Here is a 25,063-nt window from a genome sequence, read left to right as displayed (position 1 = left end):
ATGCAAAAGAAAAACCCGCGCTGGCGACAGCGCGGGTTTTTTCATGTTCCGGTAGTGCCGGCCGCTGGCCGGCAACCTCATGTAACGATCAAAGCGCCCAGATACCGGCAATCACCGCCACCACCAGGCCCCACTTGATGACCTGATACGCCACCACGCTGCGCTCGCGCAGCGCCTTGGCCTTCAGGCGCACCTTGTAGACGCTGCCGAACGCCTTGTTGACGCCACCGGTCGGGTCACCCGGCAGATTCGGAGAGGCACCACCGGCCAGCAGCGTAGCCGCCACCGCACGATTGAACAGGCTCGGCAGGCCAAAGCGCAGCGGGCGGGCGATGTCGCAGAACAGGATCACGCGGTCATCGGGCGTCTCGTTGTGCGCGTGGTGGATGTAGGTCTCATCGAACATCATCCACTCGCCATCGCGCCAGCTCTTCTTGATGCCGTCCACTTCGATGTAGCAGCCGTCGTTGTTCGGCGTGGCCAGGCCCAGGTGCAGGCGCAGCGAACCGGCGAACGGGTCGCGGTGCGGGCGCAGTTCGCTGCCCGACGGCAGCTGCGCGAACATCGCCGCACGCACGTCCGGCAGCGACTCCAGCAGCGCCGTGGTCTTCGGGCACATCGCCTTGGCCGACGGGTGCGAAGGGCCATACCACTTCAGGTAGAAGCGCTTCCAGCCACGGCGGAAGAACGAATTGAAGCCGGCGTCATTGAACGTGCTGGAGGCCGCGATCGCCTGTGCATCGCGCAGCGCCAGCGCCTCGTCGCGGATCATCTGCCAGTTCTGGCGCAGCGGCTCCAGCTGCGGGAACTCCTTGGCCGGGTCCAGGAACGGCGTGGTCGGCACCTTCGAGAACATGTACATGACCACGTTGATCGGGGCCATGAAACTGGAGTGGTCCAGCAGCTGGCGCGACCAGCGCGCGCGGACCTTGCCACGGAAGTGGATGTACAGCACGCAGGCGACGAACAGCGCTGCAATGACGATTTTGATGATCAAAACACTTTCCTCCAGCCGCAGCCGGAACGGGAATCAGGGCGATGCACGGCCGGACGGCCAGCACCGGTGGGGACCGCGGCAGGGGACGGGGACGTGCCAGGAAGGGGCGGCCGCCGATGTCGCGAATTAACAGCTTATGGTCGGCAGGCCGTGCGTCGGGGTCAAGCCGGACGTGCGTGGCGTTCAGCGGGCTGCGGATGAACGAAGCGGCGCGACACCCAACCTATTGATTCTGAAAGAACCGCCGACCAAGTGAGACATAATTGTCCGATTGAGCGCGACGAACTGTTCCAGCCACGACCCCGACATTTCTCCGACAAATCGTGGAATAGCGAACTGGCGAGTACTAAAATTAACGAAAACTTAGTAACTCCCTGTAACACCGGTTCGCTTGACGCTTTGCGCCACCCACCGGGTCGTCCGAGACCCCGACATGTATCTTCCTGCTCTGCCCCCCTCCTCCTGCGGCGATGACGCCGCCACCCCGCTGCTGCTCAAGCGCGGCGAACGCTTCCTGGCCCCCGACGTCTATCGCACCTGCCTGGACGGGCGCGAGGCGGTCATCAAGGACTATTCCCGCTACCGCGGCACTCCTGTTTCACTGATCGCCCGGCTGATGGTGCGCCGTGAAGCCCGCATGCTGCAGCGCCTGGGCGGCTGGAAGCATGCCCCCGCGCTGCTCGGCACGCTGGGTGGCCTGGCGCTGGGCATGGAATTCATCCCCGGCCAGACCCTGAGCACCGCGCAGGCCGTGGGCAATGACGTGTTCGAGCAGCTGCAGCACGCGCTCAGCCGTTTGCACGCCGCCGGCATCACCCACAACGACCTGCATGGCACCAACGTGGTGGTCAGTGGCGGCGTGCCGGTGCTGCTGGATTTCACCTCCGCCTGGCGCGTACCCCGCTGGCTGCGCCGCGGCCCACTGAGCCGGCAGATGCGACGCAGCGACATGAAGAACCTGCTGAAGATCCGCCAGCGCGTGACCGGCCAGGCGCCAAGTGCCGCGCAGGCCGCACTGGTGGCCGACCCCGGCTGGGTCGCTGCCGTGCGGCAGGGCTGGAAGCGGTTCTATAAGTGGGCGAAGCACCGGTAAATGCTTTGCTTTGGTAGGGGTCGAGCTTGCTCGACCGCTCTTTTGTAGAGCCGGCATCGGCTCGGCTCTACAACATCCCGCCGAACGGGTTACAACGCGTCCGCGTCCAGCTCACCGGTACGAATACGCACCACGCTACCCAGGTCGTACACGAACACCTTGCCGTCACCAATCTTGCCGGTGCCGGCGGCCTTCACGATGGCCTCAACCACCGCCTCCACCTGGTCATCGGTCACCGCCACTTCCAGCTTCACCTTCGGCAGGAAATCGACCACATACTCCGCACCGCGGTACAGCTCGGTGTGGCCCTTCTGGCGACCAAAGCCCTTCACTTCCGTCACCGTGATGCCGGTAACCCCACGCTCGGCCAGCGCTTCGCGCACGTCGTCGAGCTTGAACGGCTTGATCACCGCCATGACCATCTTCATCGTCTATCTCCTGTCTTCCGGCGTGGAGGATAGCGCCTGAACGCGCCCGGTGCGAAGCCGATGCGGCCTGTCCGGGCAGTGGGTGACGGCAGTATCCTTGTGCCCGAATGGCCTGCCCGCGCCGGATGCACGGGCCCTACCCCACGGAGCACCCCATGATCGACCTCAACCACATCGATGACCTCGCCCGCCGCCTCAGCGACCTGGTGCCGCCGGGCCTGCGCGAATCGCGCGAGGAACTGCAGGCCACCTTCAAAAGCGCGCTGCAGGCCGGCCTGGCCAAACTCGACCTGGTCACCCGCGAGGAGTTCGAAGTGCAGCGCGCCGTGCTGCTGAAGACCCGCGAGAAGCTGGATGCGCTGGAAACCGCCGTGCGCGAGCTGGAAGGGCGCGGCGCCGCAGAATGAAAAAAGGAGGCGCACTGCGCCTCCCACTACAGAGTATTTCCCGGATGGGGCCTTGCAGCAAGGCCCACCGGGCGCCCTAGACTCGCCGGCCTGTCGATCCGGCAGGACACGCAGGGGCAGTGCCGATGGCGCAGGACACCGAATGGACACCCGTTTCGCATGACACCTGCGACCAGGTCGGCGGGCCGTTCTATCACGGCACCCGCGCTGATCTGGCGGTGGGCGAGCTGCTGAGCGCGGGCTTCCGCTCCAACTATCGCGACAGTGTGGTGATGAACCACATCTACTTCACCACGATTGCCAAGGGCGCTGGGTTGGCTGCGGAGATGGCCAGGGGCGAAGGGCGGCCGCGCGTGTATGTGGTGGAGCCGACCGGGCCGTTTGAAGACGATCCGAATGTGACCAACAAGAAATTTCCCGGGAATCCGACGCGGTCGTATCGGAGTGCGGAGCCGTTGCGGGTGGTTGGGGAGATTGTGGAGTGGGAGCTGTACGACGCGGAGTTCGTTCGGCAGTTGAAGGCGTTTGTTGGTTCGGGGAGTGGGGAGATCATCAATTGACCGGGCGCAGAATCGCAGCTCCCTGCGACTGTCACCTCCATGCGGCGCCTTGGCAGGAAGATCCGTAGCGCTTGACCGCGATCCCAACATCCTGGTGGCAACCTCTGCTCGCCACCAGAGAAGGACATCTGCGGCGGGTTGCCCTGTACGCGCAATTGACATAACCTACCAAAAGTAACTTGCATTGGCGGCGGCTCTCGATCTGCCCTGCCAACACACCAGTACCGGCGAAAACTGAGATGACATGCACCGCGCCCATCATGAATGTACTCGCACCCAGCCAGAGCATTTCGCTCGGCATGGGAGCCTGCTCCTGCCTGCAGTGCGCCGAGTCCGTTTCGCCGGTTGTATGCCAGCCCTCCATTCAACGGCGGTTTGGCAAGTTGCCTGAAGCGACGCTGCGCCGCTGGCACGGTAGATGTACCCACTGTCCTCCCGTTGTGGGTGTGTGGACCTCACTCTCCCGCAACCATCAGGACAGCCAGCATGCAAGGCATCAAGCGACGCATTACGTACGTCTTTTTCTATGAACTGATCACGCTGACCATCATCAGCACAGCCTTCTTCTTCTTCTCGGACTCCGATGCGACCCACGCCGCGTCGCTAGGTGTCATCACCGTAGTCTTGGCGATCGTGTGGAACTTCATCTTCAACTGGATCTTCGAGCAGTGGGAGTCCACTCTCAAGACACGTGGACGGAACCTTGGCCGCCGAATTCTGCATGCGCTTGGCTTTGAGATCGGCTTCATTGCCATCACGCTGCCGCTGTTCGCCTGGTGGCTGGGCATCACCATGATCGAAGCATTCTGGCTGGACGTTGGCCTGACTCTGTTCTTCATGTTCTTCACCTTCGTCTATGCATGGGCATTTGACCGGATCTTCGGTCTCCCGCTGTCAGCACAGTAGTCAGTTCAAGCTGGGCAGCTGATCGGGGCTCTTTGGTCTCTTTACCGCCCAAAGGGCCCCTTCTTCGCCCACTGGAAGCGCAGCCCCGAATTTCTGAACAGGCTCATTGCTTGGGTAGGCACAGAGGCACCAACCTCCGCTTCGTGAATTCCTGATGTCCAGAATTCCCCAAGGCGCGGCGTGGTGGCCATGACTGCGGGTGTCATGCAACGACACAAGCCTAAGCAGTGAGTGGGACGCCTGGATCCTTGGTCTCCAAACATCCTCTCAGCCTTGAATTGTGGCTGACACGATCGACGGCCAGCGCAGCTTCGTCCTGCAAATCACCGCGACTCATGCCCAGGTGCACCTGAGCACATGCACTGGTCGGACCTCATCACATTGTCCTATCTATCCTCCGAGGCGACTTGACCAACAAAAATGCAACGCGGCACCCCTACTTGAACATTTCCAACAGATCCTTGTCTTCATGCTGCTGCTCCCACGTGGAGAGAAAACAGAAGCTCACACCACTTCGCATGGCAGCCTTCTGAAACCCAGCCAGTTCTTCCTTCGTGATCGGGTACTCAACCGGGGCAAAGTGCAGAATCCCCCACGGCCTGACGAGAGAGAGCCCAGGCAGGAGTTCCGAGAAGATCGCCTTGAGCTGGGGCTGGAGGGTAGAGAAGTCCTTGATCGGACCCGCGCGATTGCCAAGGGCATGACACTGGCGACGGATGGTCCTGTCTCCACCGACCACGCGGGCAATGAAGTGGTCCTGGTGCACTTGAACATAGATCAGCTGACGGCGAAAAATCTTCATCCCCTTCTCAACCCCACATGCTCAATGGTCGTCCATGTGCCTGCACGCCCGCCCATCAATACGTCGGCTGCGCCTTCAGCGCGCTTGAATCCCTGCGCAGCAGGTACAGCGCCACCAGGAATGGCCACAGCGAGTTGATCGACGAGAACAGGCGCTGTGTCAGCCCCCGGAAGCCCTCCGGATCCGCCCCCACCACGTTCAACCAGAGATAGACGATGCCCCCGATGCTCACCACAGCGGTCACGGCATACGCCCTTCGGTTGGCAGACCACGCGCTCAATTCGATGTGCGACATCGCCGGTGCAATGATGTTTGCGATACCGATGGTGTAGAAGCCGTGCATCGGATGGCCCATGGGCCAGAGCCCGTTGGTCAGCATGGAGATGCCAAAGATCATCCAGCAGATCGCGCCTAGGGCAATCCGGCGGCCGGACTCCCACCATGCCCCGATGGCAAACGCCACGAAGCCCACACCGGAGCCGATAGCCGCGATCCTGCCGCAGATGCTTGCAAGCGTTGGCGCCTGCAGCAGCTCGCTGGCGTGCTGTGCAAGCGGGTTGTAGCCCGGCGCAAAGACGGCGGCAACGCTGGTCCAGAACAGGAACCACGGAAGCGGGACCAGACCCGCGCAGAGAAGCAGTCGGCTGCGGCGTGACACGTACAGTGGTCCTTGTTTGGCCTGCGCCAGTGGGTGGAATCCAATCGAACGCTGCAGAACCTTCCTACTGCGGGCAGGACGATCCTGATTGACTACAGCAGTAGTCAGATTGCGCGCGGCACTCGGTAGGTTCAATAGGCAAGAAGTCATTTAAACCATCTAGCGGGTGTCGCAGCGGTTCGGTTGCATGAGCGATCACACATGCCCGATGGGCGAGGGCTGTCGCATTTGCCGCGCCTTGCATCTCCAACGGAAGGTTCTGACGACTCCGTTCCAGAAGCGACGTTCCGCCTAGCACGCCAAGGCTCTCGCCTCTTCCGGTGCTATGCGACAATGCCAAAAGCGTCTCGGGTTTTGGCGGCATTGACCCCTACCCGTTGGCATTCCGCACAACAGCAGGTAATCGTTACTGCGCCACCGTGCATCGGTGGTCGGGACTCGAAAACCCGGATTGCTAGACGTAAGTTTGCGCTTGCCAGCCGGCACCACCGCGCGTGGTGCCGGCTGGCAATCCGTCTGCCGGCTATGGCGGGCGGGGCGTGGGGGCCTCGTGCCCGCCGGCTTTGTCTAGCAACCGGTTTTCGAGCCACGCCCTGCCCGCCACCTTTATCGGTGGCGGCTTCTGCCTGCATGCACGGAGCCCGCCATGACCACGCCGCACTCCCCGCCCCCGCGCCCCATCCAGGAAGCACCCTCGGCCGCTCCGGCCCCGGACCCCAACAGCCTCATCGCCATCCTGCACGCCATCGGCGCGGGCGCTGCGGCCGACGGACAACCCTGGCCCGAGCGGCATCACCTGCGCAGCCGGCAGATGCAGTTGTCCGACGCCGACTGCGCACTCACAGGCCAGCGCATCGTGCAGGAGATCCTGCTGGCGGCCGAGCGCACGCGCCAGAACGGTGAGCCCGAACAGTACGTGGGCGACCGGGTGATGGAGGCGCTGGTGATGGCCGATCTGGCGCCGACCGCCTTCATCCACGAGCGGATGCGACCCAAGGACTGAGCGCGCCTATGGTGCGCAGTTTTCTGCCTGTGTGCGGGGGGAGGAATGAAGAAACACGGCCTTGCCGCTGCAACGGTGTGCATCGCAGTGATCGGCGCGATGTGGATGGAGTGGCCCGAGCCTGCGGGCGATCAGGTGTGGGCCTACAAGAAGCTGCAGCCAGCCGATTACCGCCTGCTGCACAGTGATGCTCTCGGCTTTGTGACCGCGAAGACACACGAGGGCTTTGAACTGCACACACGCCATGCCAGAGCAACGTCCTTCGAGATCCGATGCAAGGGCGTGCTGGTGATGGATGTGGAGAACGCGCCCTCGCGTGTACTGATACGGATGCCCGCCGATGCACGCTGGCGGGCGCCGGACATCGAGCGTCTGCGCACCAGCTTCGAGCGTTGGCTGGATCTGCACCAGAGCCAGGGGCGATTGCTGGTGGAAAGTGCGGGGCCTTCGTGGATTGAGACGCGGTTTGGGCGCTTCAATGGGTTGGTGCTGGATGAGCAGCGGTGCCTGCTTGGGGCACCGGCCCACCGCCAGGCTGGGCCGCGAACTGCAGCCAACGGGAGATAGCGGCCGCAGCACCCAGCGAAAGCCGGTTTTTCACTCCCGCTTCCACGCCAAGGCTGCGTCAGTGAACCTGCTCAGGCGCCGCCCGGCTACCTGACGTGCCCCGGAATCGCGCAGGTTGAATCACCTGCGATCGCTCGCTTAGGTCCACAACGATGTCGTCACCCGAGAACGTCAGCCGGAACCGGAACACGTTGATGTTTCCGATCTCGTTGTAGTCGAAGACAAAGGTGTTGCTGCTCTCCCACCTGCCACCTACCGCCACGGGCAAACCAGAATTGCCGTTGGCCGACACGCGCGGAGTGCCATCCAACCCAACCGGCCGGGATGGCTCGTGGCGGCTGTTCAATTCAAGCTGAAGCTGCGCCACTTCTGCACCCGAGAACGTGAGCATCAGCGACTTCGCGCCAAGCGGGTTCTCCGACAGTACGTACCGCTTGCCGGACACCGTGCGTGCCAGTGGCGGCATGAACGATACCGGCGGGGGCGGTTTTGCCGCGTCGTTCACCGCGGCCTCCAATCGCGCCACCGCCGCTGGATTCTCCGGCAAGGGTTGGTCAGACGTGAGCGACGTAAGAATGAAGGCGCCGATATCGCCGGGTTCGAACGTCCCGCCGGTGAACACGACGACGATATTCTTCTCTGGACTGACGCTGATACGTTGGCCACCGCGGCCATTGGCCTCGAACAGCGACGGCTTCCTGTTCGGCTGCAGCCAAAGACCGTACCCGTACTGCTCGTCGCTACCTTCCAGCTGCGCCTGCGGCCGGACCGCAGCACGCATCCATGCTGCCGGGACGAGTTGCCGGCCCTCCCAACGGCCATCGTTCAACCAGAGGTAGCCCAGCTTCGCCATGTCCAGGGGCTCAAGGTGAAGATCGCCCCATCCATACGAAACCCCGTGGCCATCGGCTGGCCAGGCCGCATGGTTGATGCCGAGTGGTCCAAACAACTCGCGACGGGCGAAGTCGAACGCACTCTGGCCCGTCGCCTTGGTGATCGCCGCAGAGAGCAGATGCATGCCGCCGGAGCAGTATTCGAAATGGCTCCCGGGCTCGTCGCGCATCGGCAGGTCCAGCATGAACCGCCTCCAATCGCTGCTCTGCCTCATCCGCGATAGCGTGATTTCTCCCTGGCTGGCATCGCAGTCCAACCCGGAGGACATCGTCATCAGGTGCTCGAGGGTCACGCGCTTCTTCCGCTCGTCCAGATTCGCGATGCCCTGAGCGCCGAAGACCGACGTCAGCGGCTGGTGCAGTTCCAGCGCGTGCTTGCCGATCGCGATGCCCGCCAGCGTGGTGGTGACACTCTTCGTCACCGACGCAACATCGTGGTACTGCCCTTTCTGGAACGGCCAGAAATAGGCATCCACCACCACATAGCCGTTGCGGATGATGGTCAGGCTGTGGATGGGCGTCTGGTGCTCGCGCACGTAGTCGAAGGCGTTGGCCAGCACTTCAGAATCCATCCCTTGGGCTTCCGGGGAGGAATGGCGCCATCCCTGCGTCGGCCAATAGGGTTCCTGTGCGGCTGCATCGGGAATGCCTGCGCAGCCGGATGCCGCCACGGAAATGACGCATGCAACAGCGAGTCGTATCGAATATCGCACGGGATCTCCTGGGCACTGACGGCGGAGGGCACTGCGTCGCGTTGTGGATCTGCCTGGCGCCGTAGAGGGGCACGGGGCCGGCCAGCGCCGATTCTGCCACGGTATTGGGGCGAGTCCATGGCGTTGACTGGGTGCCACTCGCCCCGCCTGCGAGCCCATCCGTACTTCTGTCTGTTCGCCCGATGCTCGATCATCAAGGGCGGCGCCAACGTCATGGGCGGTCTGTACTGACGGAAACCGAGCCGTCCTCCCACATGCGGACGTTTAAATATGCGTCTGGCGGAGGTATCCGATCGATCGACGCCCCTGCGGGGAGAATGTCCCTGCTGGTGATCGAGCCGCAGACTGTCCTATGCACCAATCGGCGACTATCCAACCCTCGCTTGGCAAGCTCGGCCACAACTACTTCAGGCGGCTGGCGGTCGAAGCCCTTGAAGGCGGTGCACGTCTCCCCCGTCTGGCCAATGGGATACGTTGAACTCTCCACCTCATCCCGGCACCCCGGCAGGCCCATGGCAAGCGAGAGGGCCATCAGTACACGCAAGCCGCGATGGACCTGCAGTGAACGCATTTTTTCCAGCAGCTGATGTAGAGATGGGCATGCTTTCACTTGCAGCCCGGTGCACCTCCCCGCAAAAAGCACAAGCCACCCATTGGGTGACTTGTTCTCTGGTGCAAACGAGATCACGGAAGGGGGCACGCCTATCGCCTTCGACGCGAATTTTCCCACCACTGCTTCAGCGCAAGAAACAGATGAAGGAATAGGAAGATCACCGCGAAGTAGCCCCAAATACGCAATCCCGTATGCATAGCGTCCGGGTAACTGCGGTACGTGAGAACTGCGAAGTAAGAAGCACCAAAGACCGCAGCGAGAAGCTGAGTGCCTATGAGGCCTTTCAACAAGGGACTCATTTTTTCTTCTCCAGGTCCTTCTGTACGACAGTCGCCCCTGCTCCCGCCAGGCCTTGGCCCGCTTGGGACGCCGCACCCTGGAGTGCCGATTGCCTGGGAATCGCAGTTCCAGTTGACGCAGTGGCGCTTGCCATGTTCGGCCCACCCGGGCCGCGGGATTGACTCAGCCGTTGGAGTGATCCCCGTGCGGCTGGACCTGCGAAATCACCCATGGCAACGCCAACCCCGGAGGCTGCCAATCCCCCCGCTGCACTGCCAATCGCATTTGAAGCGACGCCCTCCGCCGTGATGGGTTGCCCTTTGATTGCACTCTCTGCGGCGGAGCCAGCACCGCCCGCCACCGCATTGACCACGGTCTGTATGGCAACCGCACGCCCTACCGAAATCGTGCCGGAACCCACCGCCGCAACGGCTACTCCACCAGCGCCTCCGGAGACAGAGCCAACCGCAGCAGCAATGCCAACCTCCACTTTGTCGATAGGCTTATCCGGATTCATGGCTTTCTGGACCGCGATGTCTGCGAGGCCGCCCAGGACGGCACCGTAGATGAATGGCATTACCGGAACTCTTCCGTCCGGATCGGTGAAGGAGTACGGATTGCCATAAGCGTAGCTGTATCGATTGAAGTGTTTCGTGCTTGAATGCGTAGAGATCGGATCCACCGAGAGGAAGAGTCCCAACTGGGGATCATAGTAGCGCTGCTGCATGTAGCTCAGCCCAGTGGCAGCGTCGCTCACGTGTCCCGTATATCCAGGTCCATCTGCAGCCTGCCCGCCAACAACGGCCCCATAGGGTTCGTAGTCATAGCGCTTGACCACGTTGCCATTGGCGTCGGTCTCGGCAACCACCGAACCAAGCGCATCGGTATGAATGTAGGTGACCGTCTCGGCACTTGCCGATGGCGTCAGCGCCAGGCTCATCAGTAGTGTGCAACAGAGCCAGGCCCCCACCGGGCCTCGTTCGGGAATGCGCTTCGCCAACCCCAAAAGGACGAGGGAAACACGACGATCAGCCTCCTCAAACGTTTCCATCCTCCCCATCCCCTTGAAAGAGCCTTCCAGCAAGATTCCGTCTTCATATCACAGCCCCCGATGGCTGGGGAAGTCACATTGAAAACCAGTGCGGGTTGACGTGAATCAAGCGGTGGCTGTTGCCACGCTGTTCTTCCAGAAGCATCCATGGTTGCACCACCTGGATGCCCCAAGTGGAATTGGCGTAGCGCTTGGAAATGCGTGGCCATGTGGAACCGACACCATTCAATTTGAGTAGCACGCCAATTTGAGCAACACGGCGAATTGGCGTCCATCGTTCACTTGATGGCCGAAACTTGTTTCCGCAGAGGAGGAAGACATGCCCCAACCGTCTGCCGGAATCCCCCTAGCCGCTTCACCAGCAATTCCCGATGGTTGGCCGCAGCTCACCTGCCGCATCATCAAGCGCCCGACTGCAGGAATCCACACATGAGCCTGGCGCTGGTCCATAGCCGCGCCCGCGCCGGGGTCGATGCCCCGCTGGTGCGGGTGGAAGTGCATCTCTCTGGCGGCCTTCCTGTCACCCAGATCGTGGGCTTGGCCGAGACCAGTGTGCGCGAATCCCGCGAGCGCGTGCGTGCCGCCCTGCTCTGCGCGCGCTTCGACTTTCCGCAGCGGCGCATCACGTTGAATCTGGCGCCTGCCGACCTGCCCAAGGAAGGTGGTCGCTACGACCTGGCGATTGCCTTGGGCATTCTTGCGGCCAGTGGCCAGGTCGATCCGCAGTCGCTGCTGCAGTACGAGTTCCTGGGCGAGCTGGGGTTGACCGGCGAACTGCGGCCGGTGGCCGGAGCGCTGCCGGCGGCGATCGCGGCGGCTGACGCCGGCCGCATCCTGGTGGTGCCGCCCGGCAATGCCGCCGAGGCGGCGCTGGCCGAGCACGCTGATGTGCGCGTGGCGCGCACGCTACTGGAATGCTGCGCCGGGTTGGGCAATCCGCGCTTGTTGCCACCCGTGGAGCGCGTGGACACGTCACCGTTACCGCTGCCCGATCTGGCCGACGTGCGCGGGCAGGCACATGCACGGCGCGCGTTGGAGGTTGCCGCAGCGGGTGGTCACCACCTTCTGCTGATCGGCAGCCCTGGCTGCGGCAAGACGCTGTTGGCCTCGCGCCTGCCCAGTCTGTTGCCGGACACCGAGGAAGCCGAGGCGTTGCAGCTGGCCGCGATTGCCTCGGTGAGCGGTGAGGGGCTGGATCCGCGGCGCTGGCGGCAACGGCCGTTCCGCTCACCGCACCACAGCGCGAGCGCGGCGGCGCTGGTGGGCGGCGGCAATCCGCCCTGCCCCGGCGAGATCTCCTTGGCCCATCACGGCGTGCTGTTCCTGGACGAGCTGCCGGAATGGAACCGCAGTGCGTTGGAAACTCTGCGAGAGCCGCTGGAATCCGGCCACATCCGCATCGCCCGCGCGGCGCGCAGCGTGCAGTATCCGGCGCGATTCCAGCTGGTGGCGGCGATGAATCCCTGCCCCTGCGGCTGGGCTGGCGACCGCAGCAACCGCTGCCTGTGCAGCGATGAACGGATCAACCGCTACCGCGCGCGAGTGTCCGGCCCGCTGCTGGACCGTATCGACCTGCATATCAGTGTGGCGCGCATGGATGCAGTGGAATTGCGGGAGAGCACGCCACTGGGTGAGCCCAGTGCTGCGGTACGTGCACGGGTGGAAGCCGCCCATGCCCGGCAGCAGGTGCGTGGCGGGCTCAATGCGCATCTGCCGCCAGCGGCGCTGCGGGCGTGCACGAAGCTGAGCGAGGCCGATCAGGATCTGTTGGAGCAGGCCATCGAGCGTCTGCAGCTTTCCGCACGTGCGATGCATCGAATCCTGCGGGTGGCGCGGACGATTGCCGACCTGGCTGATTGTGAAGCGATCCAGACCGCGCATCTGTCTGAAGCGATCGGGTATCGGCAGTTGGACCGGGGAAAGCCTTAGAAATTTCGGTCGGACTGGCTATAGGTAGAGTCGACCGTTGGTCGACTCGCGCACGAAGCGCGGCCTTCTGAGAGGTAGATGCGAAGAGCGGTCGACTAACAGTCGACCCTACCAAGGGCAGGCATCAGGCTGCCGAATGCAACCGTCCCCGCTTCGCCAGCGATGCCACCCGACGGCTGACCAGCGCATGGAGCTCCGCCAGCTCCGACGCCCGGCCAGCCGTCATGTTGTCGCCGAACAGCACCCGTGACAGTCCCTCCGCGTCGCTGTCCTCCGGGTGCTGCCAGCGGTCGCGATACACCTTCTGGCAGACCAGCCACGCCTGCGGCAGCCCACCACCGGGCAGCGGGCGGACCACGCGTTCGTAGACCTGCCAGAACTGGTATTCGGCGCGCAGGTCGATTGCAGGCGCTACGGACAGCGCCTGCCGGGGCCGTCCTGGGCCCCGGATGCCGAACAACGGGGTTCGCGGGTTGTGCTGTGCCATGCCAACAGGATGACCCAGCAACATTGTGGGAACCTTGCGTCGCCGCCAGAAAATCCCTGTTGATTGCGCAAGGCGGGCTTCCGGGCGGGTTTTGGGGTCGGATCCCTTTGCGCAGCAAAGGGCTCTGACCCCACCCTCATCGCCTCAGAACGCCATCGAGGTACTGAACATCAGCTGCCGTGGCGCGCTGCGCTGCAGGGTCTGGTAATCCCCCGAGAACGACGAGCCGGCGATGGTGGCGGTGCCGATGTTGTGACGGTTGAACAGGTTGCTTACGTCCAGCCGCAGCTCCAGGCCGGGCACGGCGCTGTCCGCACCGAAGCGGTAGGCGGCATAGGTGTTGACCTGCCAGAAGGTCGGCACGCGGATGTCGTTCTCGTAGGTGAAGGGCTGGCGCAGGTACGAGGTGCTGGTGGCACCAAAACGCCAGTCACCGAAGTGCGCGGACAGGTCGCTGACCAGCGAGATCTGCGGGTAGCCCGGCTGGGCGTTGCCCTTGATCGGGTACACCGTGTCACCCACCACGAAATCGCTGTCGTAGTACGAACGGGCCACGGCCACGCCCTGGTAGAACTGCAGGTGGTCGCTCAGGTCGGCGGTGATGCCGAGGTCGGCGCCGATTACGTGCATCTTTGGCATCAGCCGCACGGTGTTGATCTGCGCGAACTGGGTGCCGATGGCGGCCGACAGCAGGCGGTTGCGGATGTCGTTGTAGAACACATCGCCGGTGATCGTCAGCCGGTCGAAGCGGTGCGATGCGCCCACGGTGAGGTTCCAGTTCTTTTCCGGACGCAGGGTGCCCGCCACGCGGTCGAACTCTTCCTGGTCGGTGATGGTCCACGCCGACGCGGTGTAGCCGATGTTGCCGCGCTGAGCGACGCGATAGCCGTTCATGGTATTGGCCAGGTCGATGAAGGCATCGGTGGATTCAGTCGGGCTCCAGAACAGCGAGACATGCGGCAGGAAGTTGCTCTTCGCGCGCAGCGTGCCGTTCACCGGCCGGTCCTTGGCGTCACCGAGGCCGCCACCGCTGGTGCGGAAGTCCACGGCCTTGAAACCAACGCCCAGCTTCAGCGTGTCATTCAACACGATGTCGTCCTGCAGGTAGAACTGGCGCGAGCGGGTCACCCAGCTCGATGCGTTGTCGGTCTTGAACGCAGGTCCGTACACATCGAACGGACCGGTGGCCTTCAGCGGCGGGCCTTCGCCCAGCAGCGGCTGCTGGTACCACTCGGTCTTGGCCGCGGCCTTGCTCTTCTCCTGCCAGAAGCCCGCGGTGAAGGTGTGCGCGCCGGTCTCGAACTGCAGGTTGACCATGCCGCCCAGCCGGTTGAGGCGCGGGGTCTGCACCTGTTCGGAGAACGGCGCGCCGTTGGGCGACGGTACGGTCGGGTCGGTCAGCGTGGCCTGCGTATGGCTGTTGGCGTTGTACAGCTGCACGTTGCCGCTCAGGGCCGGGGTGATCTGGAAGCGATGGTTGATCGAGGACACGCGGTCGCGGGTGGTCTGGCCGGTGTCGTACGGGATCAGTTCGGACAGCTCACCGCAGGTGTAGGCGCCGCAGGATTTGTCTGCGTTCTCCGGCGAGGCCACGTACCAGGCCCACGCGTAATCGGGATAGAAGATGTCGGCCTTCCAGCCCAGCTTGCGGATCATGTCGAAGGAGATGTTGTTGTAACCCCAGACCTTGGCCTTGCTGTCGGACAGGAACACGGTGAAATCGCCCCAGGCGACGTCCTGCTGCAGCTTCAGATCGCCGCGCAGGAAGTTCTGCGTGCCCTCGCCCTGGTACTTGTCGGCGGACACGCGCTGCAGGTCGACCAGCACTTTCGGGCCGTGCTCACCGAGCTGGCCGCTCTGCCCGGATACGGTGGTGACCAACGTGTTGTTGCTGCCCACGCCCTGCTTCACGCGCAGGCTGGGCGTGTCCTGCAGGTCGCGCAGGCGGTATTCCAGGCTGCCGCCGTTGACGCTGCTGGAGAACACGCTGACCGGTGCGCCACCGGGGCTGACCGTGATCGCGCCGATGCCATCGGGCACGGCCACGTTCACCACGCTGGTGCCGGTGAGCGAGAGGAAGCCGTTGTCGTTCAGCGGCACGCCCTCAAAGGTGATGCCCATTTCATTCATGCGGAAGCCGCGCACGAACAGGCTGGTGGCGGAAATATCCAGGCCAAGACCATCGGTGGCGGTATAGCTCGCGCCCGGCACCTGCTTCAGCATGGCCAGGCCGTTATTGCCGGTGACCATCGCGTCGAGGTCTTCGGCCTTGATGATGTAGCGGTTGGGGCCGACCACCTGGGTCGGTGCCACGGCGGCACCGCGCGGCGTGGCGATGACCTGCAGGGCGTTGAGCGTGGTGGGCGTGTCGAGTGCGGCGTCGTGCGTTTCTGCGGCGTACGCAGGTGCGGTGATGGCCGCGATGATGGCCAGGGCGAGGCGCGTCGTGGGTGGGGTGTTCATGGGCAGATCCAGGTGCTGGGAGAGATCGGCGCAGGCGCACGCCCAGCGCGTTGCAGCACCGGTGTCGATGCTGTGGCTGACGATGCGATTGCGTTGAAGGAGCGACGGCGCAGTGCGCGCCGGTCAGTGGCAGAGGAAGTCGTTCGTCTGTCGCAGGATTCGATGGCGTGATTTCGACGTGCGAAATTCTTGCATCGCACTGCCGCATCCGCCATTGCACCGTGGTACAGCGCCGATGGCGGTGGGGATGGGTGGGCTATACGTGGGTATAGACCCTGGTCGGCGCTTGCCGATTGCGTGTACCAACCAAGGTTGGCACCTACCGGGGCAGCTGGACGCGCGGTTACTGCAGGACGTAACGCTCGATCGCGCGCGCCACGCCTTCATCGGCATTGCTGGTGGTTTCAAACCGCGCGACGGCCTTCACCGCGTCGATGGCATTGCCCATCGCCACGCTGGTGCCGGCGTACTGCAGCATGGTCAGGTCGTTTTCCTGGTCGCCGATGGCCATCACGTTGGCGCGGTCGATGCCCAGGTGCTCGGCCAGCTTCTGCAGGCTCGGGCCCTTGCCGGCGCGGTGGTCGAACACTTCCAGGAAGAACGGTGCGCTCTTCAGTACCGCGAAGCGCTCGGTCAGTTCGCTGGGCAGGCGCGCGATGGCGGCATCCAGCACGTCCGGCGCGTCGATCATCATCAGCTTGATGAAGGACATCGACGGGTCCATGTCTTCCACGCGGCGGTAGGACAATGGCATCCGCGAGAGATGCGAGTCGGCCACGGTGTAGTAGCTGATGTCCTGGTTGGGCGTGTACATGCGCTGGCTGTCCAGCGCCTGGAAATGCACGCCCAGTTCGCGGGCCACCCGCTCGCAGAACAGGAAATCACCGAAGCTGAGCGGATACTCGACCACGGTTTCGCGTGTGCCGATGCGCTGCACCAGGCCGCCATTGCAGGCAATGCAGTAGTCGTCGTCGCCGGTGATGCCCAGCTCGTGCAGGAACGGCGCCAGGCCGGGGACCGGGCGGCCACTGGTCAGCACGATGTGCACGCCCAGCGCGCGCGCCTGTGCGATGGCCTGTTTGGCCCGGGCGGTGAGCGTGTGGCTGGGGTCCAGCAGGGTGCCATCCATGTCGATGGCGACCAGTTCGATGGTCGATTGCCGGCGGCCCATGTCCATTGCGTTCAACTCGTGCGGGGCACGCCAGTTTACCCCCTCATGCCCGGTTCACCTCTTTGCCCACGTTGGCCGGGATACTGCAGGAGCCTGTGCGTCCCCCACCGCAGGACGGCCCATTGACCGCCCTTCCCTGGAGAACCTTGCGACGCATGACCTACCGTGCCCCCGAAACCAACGACAGCGCCCCCCTGGCCCAGCAGATCGAGCAGATGATCGACGAGCTGCCCGGCGACCAGGTGAGCGTCGGCACCCTGCTCAGTGCGCTGGGCGATGAAGGCCTGTTGCTGATCGTGATCCTGCTCTCGGCCATCTTCATCATCCCGGTGTCGATTCCCGGGCTGAGTACCGTGTTTGGCGCCTCGATCCTGCTGATCGGCCTGAGCCGGGTGCGCAACCGCCCGCTGTGGGTGCCGCAGAAGCTGGCACGCCGCGAGATCGCCACCGACAAGCTGAAGGCCAACCTCGGCCGTGCGCTGAAGTGGGTGCATCGCATGGAGCGGCTGTCGCGGCCGATGCGGTTGGCGGTGATGGTGCGCTCGAAGAAGATGATGCGCCTGAACAACCTGATGCTGGTGTTCGCGACCCTGCTGCTGATGGCGCCTGCTGGGCCGATCCCCTTCAGCAACACGTTGCCGGCATTGGCGCTGATGTCGTTTGCGATTGGCTTCATCCAGCGCGATGGCGCGGCGGTGGCGGCCGGTTACGGTTTCGTGGTGGCCACGGTGGTGTATTTCGGCGTACTGCTGGGCGGCGTGGGGTTTGCTGCCGAGTCGGTGTTCAGCGGGTTCCGCAGCAGTACCGCGGAACTGTAGAGCCGAGCCCATGCTCGGCTTACGCGCGCACCGTGCGGGTTTCCGTGCACCGAACGAAGAGCAGCCGAGCATGGGCTCGGCTCTGCAGAATTACTTGGCTGACACCCGCCACACCACGTCGCCCACGTCGTCGGCCACCAGCAGTGCACCCTCGGCATCCATGGCCATGCCTACCGGCGCACCCATCAGCGTCTTCTCGTCCTTCGAGGCGAAGCCGCTGACCACGGTCTGCGGCCGCCCGGTCGGCTTGCCGTCCTTGAACGGTACGTAGACCACTTCGTAGCCACTCAACGGCGAGCGGTCCCAGCTGCCGTGCTCGCCGATGAAGGCGCCGCCGTGGTACTGCGCCGGCAGTGCCTGGCCGGTGTAGAACAGCAGGCCCAGCGGTGCCACGTGCGAGCCGATGGCGTAGTCGGGCGTGATTGCTTTGGCCACCAGGTCCGGCCGCTGCGGCTGCACGCGTTCGTCCACGTGCTGGCCGTAGTAGCTGTAGGGCCAGCCGTAGAAGCCATCTTCCTTCACCGAGGTGAGGTAATCAGGCACCAGGTCGGCACCGATCTCATCGCGCTCGTTCGCCACGGCCCACAGCGTGCCGGTGCTCGGCTCCCAGTCCAGCCCGGTCGGGTTGCGGATGCCTGACGCAAAGATGCGGCTGCCACGGGTGGCCACATCCACTTCCAGCACCACCGCGCGGCGGTATTCGACGGCCAAACCATTTTCAGTGATGTTGCTGTTGGAACCCACGCCCACGTACAGCTTGCTGCCATCGCGGCTGGCCAGCAGTTCCTTGGTCCAGTGGTGGTTGATGGTGCTGGGCAGGTCGGTGAACTCGCGGCCCTTGTCGGACATGCGGGTTTCGCCGGGTACATAGCGGTACTGCATGATGTTGCCGGTGTTGGCCACGTACAGCGTGTCACCGATCAGCTGGATGCCGAACGGCGAATGCAGGCCTTCGATGTAGACGTGCTGGGCCCAGGTGTTCGTTCCCGGCGCGCGGCGCAGCAGGGTGACCCGGTTGCCGCCCTTGCCGGCCTTGCCCGAGCGCGCCTTCACCTTGCCGGCGATCCACTGCTTGGGCGTGGTGACGGGTTCTTCGCCGGGGCCATTGCCCTCCACCACCAGCACATCGCCGTTGGGCAGGGTCAGCAGCCGCCGCGGATGCTGCAGGTTGGCGGCGATGCGCTCGATCTTCAGGCCTTCGGCCACCGTGGGCGACTGGCCATCGGCCCAGCCCACGCCACGAGGCACCTGCATCGGCGGCATCAGGAAGTTCTTCGGTGCCGGCAGCGGTGGCTTCGCACCGGACTGATCGGTGGGGTGGTATTCGGCCTTGCCCGCGCAGGCCGACAGCATCACGGCCAGCGCCAGGGCGGCGACGGTGGGCAGGATGTGCTTAACCATGACGACCTCCCTGCAGCACCGGCGGCTGCAGTGACAGCAGGATCAGGCCCAGGGCGATCAGGGCCACAGTCAGCGCCGACAGGATCGTGCCCGGCACCGCCACGGCATACGCATCGCGGCTGTGCACGAAGGCGTTCCAGATGGCCAGCACCACTGCGATCAGGTTGAGGAAGAAGTCGATGCGGTCTATACGGGTGGCCGTGCCATTGCGGCGCCAGACCGCGAACAGGTTGATCAGGCGCGGAATAATGGCGATCAGCAGGCCGAAGGTGATCAGCCAGGCGGCGGCCTTGCCCCACATCACCTCGGCGCTGTTGAGGTAGATCGCGTCGAAGATCAGTGCGCCGACGAAGAAGCCGAAGGGTATCGGGTTCAACAGGCTGAACAGCGTGGTGCCGAGGCCGCGATGGGCCTGGGCTAGAGGATTGACCATCATCGTGCTCCGATGCGGAAGGGTGCACGGGCTGTAGTAGCACAGCCGGATGTGAGGGTGCGCGATGATGACCGGTGGGAGTGACGGCAAGCTTGGATGGATGTGCCGACCAACGGTCGGCACCCACCAGGATGGATGCCACCTAACACGTGGCATCACCGATCAGACGGGCAGCAACCTGCCGTCTTCAGTGCGTTCGAACTCGGTACCCGCCGGCGCGTCCACCACTGCCAGGACGGCACGATCGCAGTTGGCGATGGTGTTCACGTCGTACACGCCGGAGTTTCCCGGCTCGTCCAGGTAATCATCGGTTTCGTCACCAGCAAGAAATCGCCAGCCACTGTCCAACTCGTTGTCGGGCGCCTCGCGGTAGCAGTAACCCACGGGCTGGCCATCAACGGTGATGCGATCGGTGGCGATGCATCCGCCATAGCCCTCCAGCAGAGGCTTGATCTGCTCGGCGGTGAGACGGAATTGCTTCGGCTTCATCGCGTCTCCTCAGGGAACGTAGACCAGGTGCAGACTGTACTCGAAGCCGGTTTCGGTTTCGGCGATGTCCACATCCATTACCAGATCACTTCGCCCTTCCACAGCCGTGTACAGGTCGACCAGGACCTTCCAGCGCTCGCCATGCCACTGGCTGACCGAAGTTTCCCAGCTGGCCTCGGGGAGCGTCACCAGGGTTTCCCCGTAGTCCGCGATGATGCCGGTGATGACATCCCAAATGTCGGCGCTGCACGCGGGCACGTTCGCTGCGTGGGGCGCACGGCCGGCCGCGATCTCGTTTGCCATCCAGGCCAGGGTGGGACGGAAGGCCTCGTCCACGGGAGTTTCGGTGTCCGGGTCTTTCCTGGCCATCGGTCTTCCTTGTGCAAGGGGCCGCGAGAGACGGCCCAACGATGATGGCACGGGCAGGAGGGCCGCGACCGCCAGTTTTTATTCCTCGACGGCATAAGCGTTTGTGACGCAATCGGCACATCTGCAGATTGGATGTGTGAAGAGGTAGGGGGTTGTTCGTTGTGTCGCGTTTGGCTCGTTGCGATGGGGCAGTTCCGCCCCGCCGTCCTGCCATGCCGATTCACAACAGAAGGATTCGTGTATGAAGCGACACACGCAACGCTCCGCGCCACCGCGCTCCGCGCGCCTGGCCCTTGCCACTGCCCTGGTGCTGGGCAGCCTGGCCGTCACCGCCCACGCCCAGCAGGCCGATCCGCTGGCCGGACGGCAGTGGCACCTGCTCAACACCGGGCAGGCCGTACTGGGCGACACCCTGCCGGTGGCCGGCAACGATCTGAACGTGGATGGCCTGTTCCGCAATGGCATCCGCGGCCAGGGCGTCACCATCGCCATCGTCGATGATGGCCTGCAGATCGCGCATCCGGACCTGGCGGCCAACGTGGCGGCGGTGGCCGGCAAGAACTTCACCAATGGCTCGAACAACCCCACCCCGACCAACCCGGATGTCGACAACCACGGCACCATGGTCGGTGGCATCGCCGGTGCGGTGGGCGCCAACAACCTGGGCGTGCGCGGTGTGGCCCCGGCGGCGACGCTGAAGGGCTTCAACCCGATTTCGCGTACCGCGCTGGGCAACCAGCAGAGCAACATCGAGTACGCCTGGTGGGACGGCGCGGAATCGGCCGACGTGCAGGTGTTCAACAACAGCTGGGGCGCCGGCCCGGGCAATCCGAACCTGCCGTTGGCGTACAGCGAAAACACGATTCGTTCGTATGAGCAGGCACTGTCGGGTACGCGCGGTGGCCGTGGCGGCATCTATGTGAAGTCGGCCGGCAACAACTTCAACAATGCCTCGATCAGCCAGACCCAGGATGTCTGCACCACCGACACCAAGAACCGCAACACCGGCTGCGTGCCGGCCGGACGCGACCCGCGCAACAACCTGTTCAACGTGATCACCGTGGCGGCGGTGCGCGCCGATGGCGTGCGCTCGTCGTACTCCTCCACCGGCTCGGCCCTGTGGGTGTCGGCCTTTGGCGGCGAATACGGCCTGCAGGCCCAGTACGCGCCCGGCCTGGTGGCACGCGCGTACGACCCGGCCATCGTCACCACCGACGTGACCGGGTGCGCGCAGGGCAGCAACAAGAACACCAACCGCCAGAACACGCTGGACAGCAACCTTTCGGCCATCGACAGCACCTGCAACTACACCGCCAAGATGAACGGCACCTCGGCGTCGGCGCCGATGGTATCGGGCGTGGCGGCACTGGTGCTGGAAGCCAATCCGAACCTGTCCTATCGCGATGTGAAGTACATCCTGGCTACCACCGCCACCCGCAACCACCCGAACCAGCCGGCGGTGACGCTGGCCGACGGGCGCACGCTGGTACCGGGCTGGACGGTGAATGCGGCCAACCGTGCCTACAGCAACTGGTACGGTTTCGGTGTGGTCAACGCCGCGCGTGCGGTGGAAGTCGCCGAAAACTTCCAGTCGCTGGGACCGCTGGTTGACAGCGGCTGGCGCAACACCACGCGCACCGTGGCCATCGGCAACACCTCGGCCGCCGCCGCACGCCTGACCTTCCAGGTGGCCAACGGCGCGCGCAACATCGAAAGCGTGCAACTGGGCTTCCGGGTCAACCACCGCAACACGCGCCAGCTTCAGTTCGTGCTGGTCTCGCCCAGCGGTACCCGCAGCGTGGTGCAACCGGCGTTCACCGCGATCGGTTCGGGTACGGGTGGCGCGCAGAGCAACTTCACCAGCTGGGACCTGCTGTCCAGCAATGCCTTCCTGGATGAGAATGCCAGCGGCACCTGGACGCTGGAAGTGACCGACATGGGGCAGGCCGCGACCGCAGCATCGCGCGGCAACCTCGAATTCTTCAAGATCCGCGTTCTGGGGCACTGATGATGAAGACCACCATTCTGTTGAGCACGCTCGCCTTCGCGGCGATGACCTCCCCTGCCTGGGCACAGAGCTCGGGGCAGACCCCTCCGGCCAGGACCCTGTCGACCGTGGATGCGCAGGAACTGAAGGCGTCCGCTACCGGCCGCTCGTTCGATGTGGGCGGCACGCGCTTCCAGCTGTCCCCCTCGACCACCGTGAAGCAGGCCAGCGGCGGTCAGTTCACGATCACCCCGCAGGCGGCGGCGACCACCAGTTCGCGCACCAAGCGTTCGCTGGATGGCGCAGCGGCGGCGCCTGCTGATGCCGGCGCCGGCAAGTTTGCGGCGGCGGTCTCCCATGACGGAGCACCGGTGGTGGCGACGTCGCGGGTCAAGGTGTTCTTCACCGATGCGGCATCGGCCCAGCGTGCGGCTACCGCCACCGGCGGCACCGTGGTGAAGGTCTCCAAGGCTTCGGGCCAGGCCATCGTGGAGTACCCGTCGGTGAACGCGGCGCTGGATGCGAGCACCAAGCTGCTGTCCACCGCCGGTATCCGCGCCACCGAGCCGGACGTGGTGCAGTGGGAGGAGACCAAGTAAGGCGTTGAGTGGTGCCCCGGCCGGTTGGCTCTCCTGGCCGGCCGGGGATTGATGTCAGGGTGTGCCGACCAATGGTCGGCACCCACCGGATTCCCGATGTCGGCATGCACCGGGGCAGAGTGGCGTTGCTGGGCCGCGCGCTTGTAGAGCCGAGCCCATGCTCGGCAATTTTCTGTAGTAAATGTCGCAATCGCCACGTGGCACGAAATGCTTCTCGCCCTACTCTGAAGTCTTCTCAATCGAGCCGGATACTCGGCAGAGGGCTGCACGTTGGATGTTGTTATCTCTGGAGATCAGTATGGCGCACTGGAGAAATTCGTTGCAGCGATCTCCGCAAGGAACCGCAAGGCACTGTCAGAACGGTTCCTTGTTCCGGAAGATGTCATCGAAGAGATCTTCGAAGCAATCGGCGACTACTTTGATGATGAGGTGACTATCACAGCCCCTCATCGGAGAATGACATCCATTCCCGGCAACTCACGCCCGCCTGTGGATGCTTATCGCACCAACGCCGGGACCGTTATTGTGGAGTGCGTACTGCTCGCTGACGGAGTTCCTGACGAAGCAATCCTTCATGTCGAGTTCGTGGATGACTCCGACCATCTCCACTATCGATACATCGGCTCTTGATGCTGTGAGTCAGCATGGGCTCGGCGCAGGGGCGTGCCGACCAACGGTCGGCACCCACCAGATTCGCGATGCCGGCACACAGCAGAACCCCGATGTCGGCACCCACCGGATTCATGCATCACGTGTGCCGACCAACGGTCGGCACCCACAGGATTGCCAAGGTCGACACCTACCGGGCGGCGAGTGTGCCGCTGTGCTTGAGGTGGCAGCTGGCCAGTGCGTCGTTGCCGGCGGCCGGGTGGCCGGGTTCGAGCAGCAGGCGCTGCACGTCCGAGAACAGCTTTTCCACCGGCATGCCGTACGGCGCGAACAGGCGCAGGCGGCCCTGGCGGTCGAACACGTAGCCACCGGCGATGTGGCTCATGGTGTAGGTATCCGGTACCTGGCCGGGCTCTTTCTCGTAGAACGCCTTGAAGTCGCTGGCCATCGCCGCCAGCTGTGCTTCGTTGCCGACCAGCGCGATCGCCTTGGGGTCGAACGCTTCCACATAGGTGCGCGCGACCTCCGGCGTATCACGCGCCGGGTCAACGCTGACGAACACTACCTGCAGCTGGTCGGCATCCTTGCCCATCAGGTGCTTGACCTGGCTCAGCTCGACCATCGTGGTCGGGCACACGTCCGGGCAGCTGGTGAAACCGAAGAACAGATAGGTCACCTGCCCCTGCAGGTCCTTCGGGCCGCGCACGGTGCCGTGGCTGTCGGGCATCGACCACTGCTGGCCGAGCTCTTCGCAGGCGATGTCCTTGGAGTAGAAGTCCATGCGCGACTGCGCACTGCAGCCGGCCAGCAGGCCGATGGCCAGGCCGGCCAGCAGCGGCAAGCGGAATCGGGGAAAGAACAACGAACGGGCAACAGCAGCAACACGCTTCACGGGTACCACCAACGCAGACGCGGGCGGGGTCTCGGTCAGGCCTGCCCTTGGGGGAAAGAGGACGGAGGTGCCGGGGTGATCGCGCGGTCCGTGCCGATCACCCCGGCCACGGTCAGTTGATCATCATGTGGTAGTGCATGCTCCAGATGATCCACACCGACAACGCGACGATGATGAACAGGATCACCAGGGTGAACACGAAGCTGGCCAGGTTCCAGCCACCTTCGGACTTGCGGTCCATGTGCAGGAAATAGACCAGCTGCACCAGGATCTGCGCCACCGCGAAGCCGACCAGCAGGAACAGGGTCAGCGGCCGCGACAGCACCGGGTTCATCACCAGTGCGAACGGCACCACGGTCAGCAGCGCGCACAGCACGAAGCCGATCAGGTAGGACTTGGTGGAGCCGTGCGCATTGCCGGCGCGCGAAGTTTCGACGTGGGCCATG

26 protein-coding genes are annotated in these 25,063 nt (G+C 64.1%); 11 read left to right on the top strand and 15 right to left on the bottom strand.

Annotated features, from left to right (window positions below; translation table 11 throughout):
- Positions 1–88: 88 nt before the first annotated feature.
- Positions 89–994: an aspartyl/asparaginyl beta-hydroxylase domain-containing protein gene (locus EKL94_RS12445; RefSeq protein WP_059035681.1), complete on the bottom strand. Its 906-nt coding sequence runs from the start codon at positions 992–994 to the stop codon at positions 89–91.
- A gap of 436 nt (positions 995–1,430) precedes the next feature.
- Here EKL94_RS12445 and EKL94_RS12440 point away from each other — a divergent pair, with 436 nt between their 5' ends.
- Entirely contained in the window at positions 1,431–2,090 is a 660-nt protein-coding gene (locus tag EKL94_RS12440; protein WP_126929344.1) for an RIO1 family regulatory kinase/ATPase domain-containing protein, read from the top strand.
- An 89-nt stretch (positions 2,091–2,179) separates the two neighbouring features.
- On the opposite strand, the gene EKL94_RS12435 is transcribed toward EKL94_RS12440, so the two are convergent.
- Complete coding sequence (locus EKL94_RS12435) at positions 2,180–2,518, bottom strand: P-II family nitrogen regulator (protein WP_005411374.1); 339 nt, start codon at positions 2,516–2,518, stop codon at positions 2,180–2,182.
- A gap of 155 nt (positions 2,519–2,673) precedes the next feature.
- Between EKL94_RS12435 and ubiK the strand changes: the two genes are divergently transcribed.
- The 3 genes from ubiK (at position 2,674) to EKL94_RS12420 (ending at position 4,391) form a co-directional block, all read left to right on the top strand.
- Entirely contained in the window at positions 2,674–2,925 is a 252-nt protein-coding gene (gene ubiK / locus EKL94_RS12430) for a ubiquinone biosynthesis accessory factor UbiK (protein WP_049456468.1), read from the top strand.
- Positions 2,926–3,050: 125 nt separating this feature from the next.
- Positions 3,051–3,485 (top strand): NAD(+)--rifampin ADP-ribosyltransferase, encoded by a 435-nt coding sequence (gene arr, locus EKL94_RS12425; RefSeq protein ID WP_126929343.1) that lies wholly within the window; start codon positions 3,051–3,053, stop codon positions 3,483–3,485.
- Between the two features lie 486 nt (positions 3,486–3,971).
- Entirely contained in the window at positions 3,972–4,391 is a 420-nt protein-coding gene (locus EKL94_RS12420; protein ID WP_126929342.1) for a PACE efflux transporter, read from the top strand.
- 436 nt (positions 4,392–4,827) lie between these two features.
- Here the strand turns inward: EKL94_RS12420 and EKL94_RS12415 are convergent, their stop codons facing one another.
- Complete coding sequence (locus tag EKL94_RS12415) at positions 4,828–5,193, bottom strand: hypothetical protein (RefSeq protein WP_126929341.1); 366 nt, start codon at positions 5,191–5,193, stop codon at positions 4,828–4,830.
- Positions 5,194–5,248: 55 nt separating this feature from the next.
- A complete protein-coding gene (locus EKL94_RS12410; protein WP_126929340.1) occupies positions 5,249–5,851 on the bottom strand; it encodes a DUF998 domain-containing protein in 603 nt (200 codons plus the stop codon).
- A gap of 646 nt (positions 5,852–6,497) precedes the next feature.
- On the opposite strand from EKL94_RS12410, the gene EKL94_RS12405 reads away from it, so the two are divergent.
- A complete protein-coding gene (locus EKL94_RS12405; protein ID WP_126929339.1) occupies positions 6,498–6,854 on the top strand; it encodes a hypothetical protein in 357 nt (118 codons plus the stop codon).
- Between the two features lie 45 nt (positions 6,855–6,899).
- Complete coding sequence (locus tag EKL94_RS12400) at positions 6,900–7,421, top strand: cold-shock protein (protein WP_126929338.1); 522 nt, start codon at positions 6,900–6,902, stop codon at positions 7,419–7,421.
- Between the two features lie 58 nt (positions 7,422–7,479).
- Here the strand turns inward: EKL94_RS12400 and EKL94_RS12395 are convergent, their stop codons facing one another.
- Both EKL94_RS12395 and EKL94_RS12385 read right to left on the bottom strand, forming a co-directional pair.
- A complete protein-coding gene (locus EKL94_RS12395; protein WP_185830023.1) occupies positions 7,480–8,886 on the bottom strand; it encodes a serine hydrolase domain-containing protein in 1,407 nt (468 codons plus the stop codon).
- A gap of 1,049 nt (positions 8,887–9,935) precedes the next feature.
- Entirely contained in the window at positions 9,936–10,859 is a 924-nt protein-coding gene (locus tag EKL94_RS12385) for an RHS repeat-associated core domain-containing protein (protein WP_260473423.1), read from the bottom strand.
- 540 nt (positions 10,860–11,399) lie between these two features.
- On the opposite strand from EKL94_RS12385, the gene EKL94_RS12380 reads away from it, so the two are divergent.
- Positions 11,400–12,899 carry a YifB family Mg chelatase-like AAA ATPase gene (locus EKL94_RS12380; protein ID WP_126929334.1) on the top strand — a complete coding sequence of 500 codons (1,500 nt, stop codon included), beginning with the start codon at positions 11,400–11,402 and terminating at the stop codon, positions 12,897–12,899.
- Positions 12,900–13,023: 124 nt separating this feature from the next.
- Here the strand turns inward: EKL94_RS12380 and EKL94_RS12375 are convergent, their stop codons facing one another.
- From EKL94_RS12375 to yidA, 3 genes are all read right to left on the bottom strand, one after another.
- Positions 13,024–13,410, bottom strand: coding sequence for a hypothetical protein (locus EKL94_RS12375; RefSeq protein WP_126929333.1), 387 nt, complete (start codon positions 13,408–13,410; stop codon positions 13,024–13,026).
- A gap of 120 nt (positions 13,411–13,530) precedes the next feature.
- Positions 13,531–15,849, bottom strand: coding sequence for a TonB-dependent receptor (locus EKL94_RS12370; protein WP_126929332.1), 2,319 nt, complete (start codon positions 15,847–15,849; stop codon positions 13,531–13,533).
- 343 nt (positions 15,850–16,192) lie between these two features.
- Complete coding sequence (gene yidA, locus EKL94_RS12365; RefSeq protein WP_126929331.1) at positions 16,193–17,026, bottom strand: sugar-phosphatase; 834 nt, start codon at positions 17,024–17,026, stop codon at positions 16,193–16,195.
- A gap of 149 nt (positions 17,027–17,175) precedes the next feature.
- Between yidA and EKL94_RS12360 the strand changes: the two genes are divergently transcribed.
- On the top strand, positions 17,176–17,838 hold the full coding sequence (locus tag EKL94_RS12360) for an exopolysaccharide biosynthesis protein (RefSeq protein WP_049444347.1): 663 nt from the start codon (positions 17,176–17,178) through the stop codon (positions 17,836–17,838).
- A gap of 90 nt (positions 17,839–17,928) precedes the next feature.
- On the opposite strand, the gene EKL94_RS12355 is transcribed toward EKL94_RS12360, so the two are convergent.
- From EKL94_RS12355 to EKL94_RS12340, 4 genes are all read right to left on the bottom strand, one after another.
- Positions 17,929–19,239: a PQQ-dependent sugar dehydrogenase gene (locus tag EKL94_RS12355; RefSeq protein WP_126929330.1), complete on the bottom strand. Its 1,311-nt coding sequence runs from the start codon at positions 19,237–19,239 to the stop codon at positions 17,929–17,931.
- Positions 19,232–19,672 (bottom strand): DUF2231 domain-containing protein, encoded by a 441-nt coding sequence (locus tag EKL94_RS12350; protein ID WP_126929329.1) that lies wholly within the window; start codon positions 19,670–19,672, stop codon positions 19,232–19,234. The genes EKL94_RS12355 and EKL94_RS12350 overlap by 8 nt, the downstream gene beginning before the upstream one ends.
- 162 nt (positions 19,673–19,834) lie before the next feature.
- A complete protein-coding gene (locus EKL94_RS12345) occupies positions 19,835–20,161 on the bottom strand; it encodes a DUF2185 domain-containing protein (protein ID WP_126929328.1) in 327 nt (108 codons plus the stop codon).
- Positions 20,162–20,170: 9 nt separating this feature from the next.
- The gene (locus EKL94_RS12340) at positions 20,171–20,530 is read right to left on the bottom strand and encodes a DUF7668 domain-containing protein (protein ID WP_126929327.1); all 360 of its coding nucleotides are present in this window, start codon (positions 20,528–20,530) and stop codon (positions 20,171–20,173) included.
- A gap of 241 nt (positions 20,531–20,771) precedes the next feature.
- Between EKL94_RS12340 and EKL94_RS12335 the strand changes: the two genes are divergently transcribed.
- The 3 genes from EKL94_RS12335 (at position 20,772) to EKL94_RS12325 (ending at position 23,746) form a co-directional block, all read left to right on the top strand.
- On the top strand, positions 20,772–22,538 hold the full coding sequence (locus EKL94_RS12335; protein WP_126929326.1) for a S8 family serine peptidase: 1,767 nt from the start codon (positions 20,772–20,774) through the stop codon (positions 22,536–22,538).
- Positions 22,538–23,116, top strand: coding sequence for a DNA breaking-rejoining protein (locus EKL94_RS12330; protein ID WP_126929325.1), 579 nt, complete (start codon positions 22,538–22,540; stop codon positions 23,114–23,116). The genes EKL94_RS12335 and EKL94_RS12330 overlap by 1 nt, the downstream gene beginning before the upstream one ends.
- Before the next feature lie 270 nt (positions 23,117–23,386).
- Positions 23,387–23,746, top strand: a complete 360-nt coding sequence (locus EKL94_RS12325) for a hypothetical protein (RefSeq protein ID WP_126929324.1) — start codon at positions 23,387–23,389, stop codon at positions 23,744–23,746.
- A 169-nt stretch (positions 23,747–23,915) separates the two neighbouring features.
- On the opposite strand, the gene EKL94_RS12320 is transcribed toward EKL94_RS12325, so the two are convergent.
- The gene (locus EKL94_RS12320; RefSeq protein WP_126929352.1) at positions 23,916–24,587 is read right to left on the bottom strand and encodes an SCO family protein; all 672 of its coding nucleotides are present in this window, start codon (positions 24,585–24,587) and stop codon (positions 23,916–23,918) included.
- A 142-nt stretch (positions 24,588–24,729) separates the two neighbouring features.
- Entirely contained in the window at positions 24,730–25,062 is a 333-nt protein-coding gene (cyoD, locus tag EKL94_RS12315; protein WP_005411473.1) for a cytochrome o ubiquinol oxidase subunit IV, read from the bottom strand.
- Position 25,063 lies beyond the last annotated feature (1 nt).

The organism is Stenotrophomonas maltophilia, from assembly GCF_003970865.1.
Taxonomy (GTDB): domain Bacteria; phylum Pseudomonadota; class Gammaproteobacteria; order Xanthomonadales; family Xanthomonadaceae; genus Stenotrophomonas; species Stenotrophomonas maltophilia_AR.
The sequence above is the reverse complement of the archived record's forward strand: the minus strand, read 5'-3'. Positions and strand labels throughout refer to the sequence as shown.

Bases quoted from the DNA above. Each gene is read 5' to 3' on its own strand.
- arr (WP_126929343.1), top strand. From the start codon at position 3,051: ATGGCGCAGGACACCGAATGGACACCCGTTTCGCATGACACCTGCGAC.
- EKL94_RS12350 (WP_126929329.1), bottom strand. From the start codon at position 19,672: ATGGTCAATCCTCTAGCCCAGGCCCATCGCGGCCTCGGCACCACGCTG.
- EKL94_RS12405 (WP_126929339.1), top strand. From the start codon at position 6,498: ATGACCACGCCGCACTCCCCGCCCCCGCGCCCCATCCAGGAAGCACCC.
- EKL94_RS12385 (WP_260473423.1), bottom strand. From the start codon at position 10,859: ATGAGCCTGGCGCTGACGCCATCGGCAAGTGCCGAGACGGTCACCTAC.
- EKL94_RS12360 (WP_049444347.1), top strand. From the start codon at position 17,176: ATGACCTACCGTGCCCCCGAAACCAACGACAGCGCCCCCCTGGCCCAG.
- EKL94_RS12345 (WP_126929328.1), bottom strand. From the start codon at position 20,161: ATGAAGCCGAAGCAATTCCGTCTCACCGCCGAGCAGATCAAGCCTCTG.
- yidA (WP_126929331.1), bottom strand. From the start codon at position 17,026: ATGGACATGGGCCGCCGGCAATCGACCATCGAACTGGTCGCCATCGAC.
- ubiK (WP_049456468.1), top strand. From the start codon at position 2,674: ATGATCGACCTCAACCACATCGATGACCTCGCCCGCCGCCTCAGCGAC.
- EKL94_RS12440 (WP_126929344.1), top strand. From the start codon at position 1,431: ATGTATCTTCCTGCTCTGCCCCCCTCCTCCTGCGGCGATGACGCCGCC.
- EKL94_RS12340 (WP_126929327.1), bottom strand. From the start codon at position 20,530: ATGGCCAGGAAAGACCCGGACACCGAAACTCCCGTGGACGAGGCCTTC.
- EKL94_RS12435 (WP_005411374.1), bottom strand. From the start codon at position 2,518: ATGAAGATGGTCATGGCGGTGATCAAGCCGTTCAAGCTCGACGACGTG.
- EKL94_RS12330 (WP_126929325.1), top strand. From the start codon at position 22,538: ATGATGAAGACCACCATTCTGTTGAGCACGCTCGCCTTCGCGGCGATG.
- EKL94_RS12335 (WP_126929326.1), top strand. From the start codon at position 20,772: ATGAAGCGACACACGCAACGCTCCGCGCCACCGCGCTCCGCGCGCCTG.
- EKL94_RS12395 (WP_185830023.1), bottom strand. From the start codon at position 8,886: ATGGATTCTGAAGTGCTGGCCAACGCCTTCGACTACGTGCGCGAGCAC.
- EKL94_RS12375 (WP_126929333.1), bottom strand. From the start codon at position 13,410: ATGTTGCTGGGTCATCCTGTTGGCATGGCACAGCACAACCCGCGAACC.
- EKL94_RS12355 (WP_126929330.1), bottom strand. From the start codon at position 19,239: ATGGTTAAGCACATCCTGCCCACCGTCGCCGCCCTGGCGCTGGCCGTG.
- EKL94_RS12380 (WP_126929334.1), top strand. From the start codon at position 11,400: ATGAGCCTGGCGCTGGTCCATAGCCGCGCCCGCGCCGGGGTCGATGCC.
- EKL94_RS12400 (WP_126929338.1), top strand. From the start codon at position 6,900: ATGAAGAAACACGGCCTTGCCGCTGCAACGGTGTGCATCGCAGTGATC.
- EKL94_RS12420 (WP_126929342.1), top strand. From the start codon at position 3,972: ATGCAAGGCATCAAGCGACGCATTACGTACGTCTTTTTCTATGAACTG.
- cyoD (WP_005411473.1), bottom strand. From the start codon at position 25,062: ATGGCCCACGTCGAAACTTCGCGCGCCGGCAATGCGCACGGCTCCACC.
- EKL94_RS12370 (WP_126929332.1), bottom strand. From the start codon at position 15,849: ATGAACACCCCACCCACGACGCGCCTCGCCCTGGCCATCATCGCGGCC.
- EKL94_RS12415 (WP_126929341.1), bottom strand. From the start codon at position 5,193: ATGAAGATTTTTCGCCGTCAGCTGATCTATGTTCAAGTGCACCAGGAC.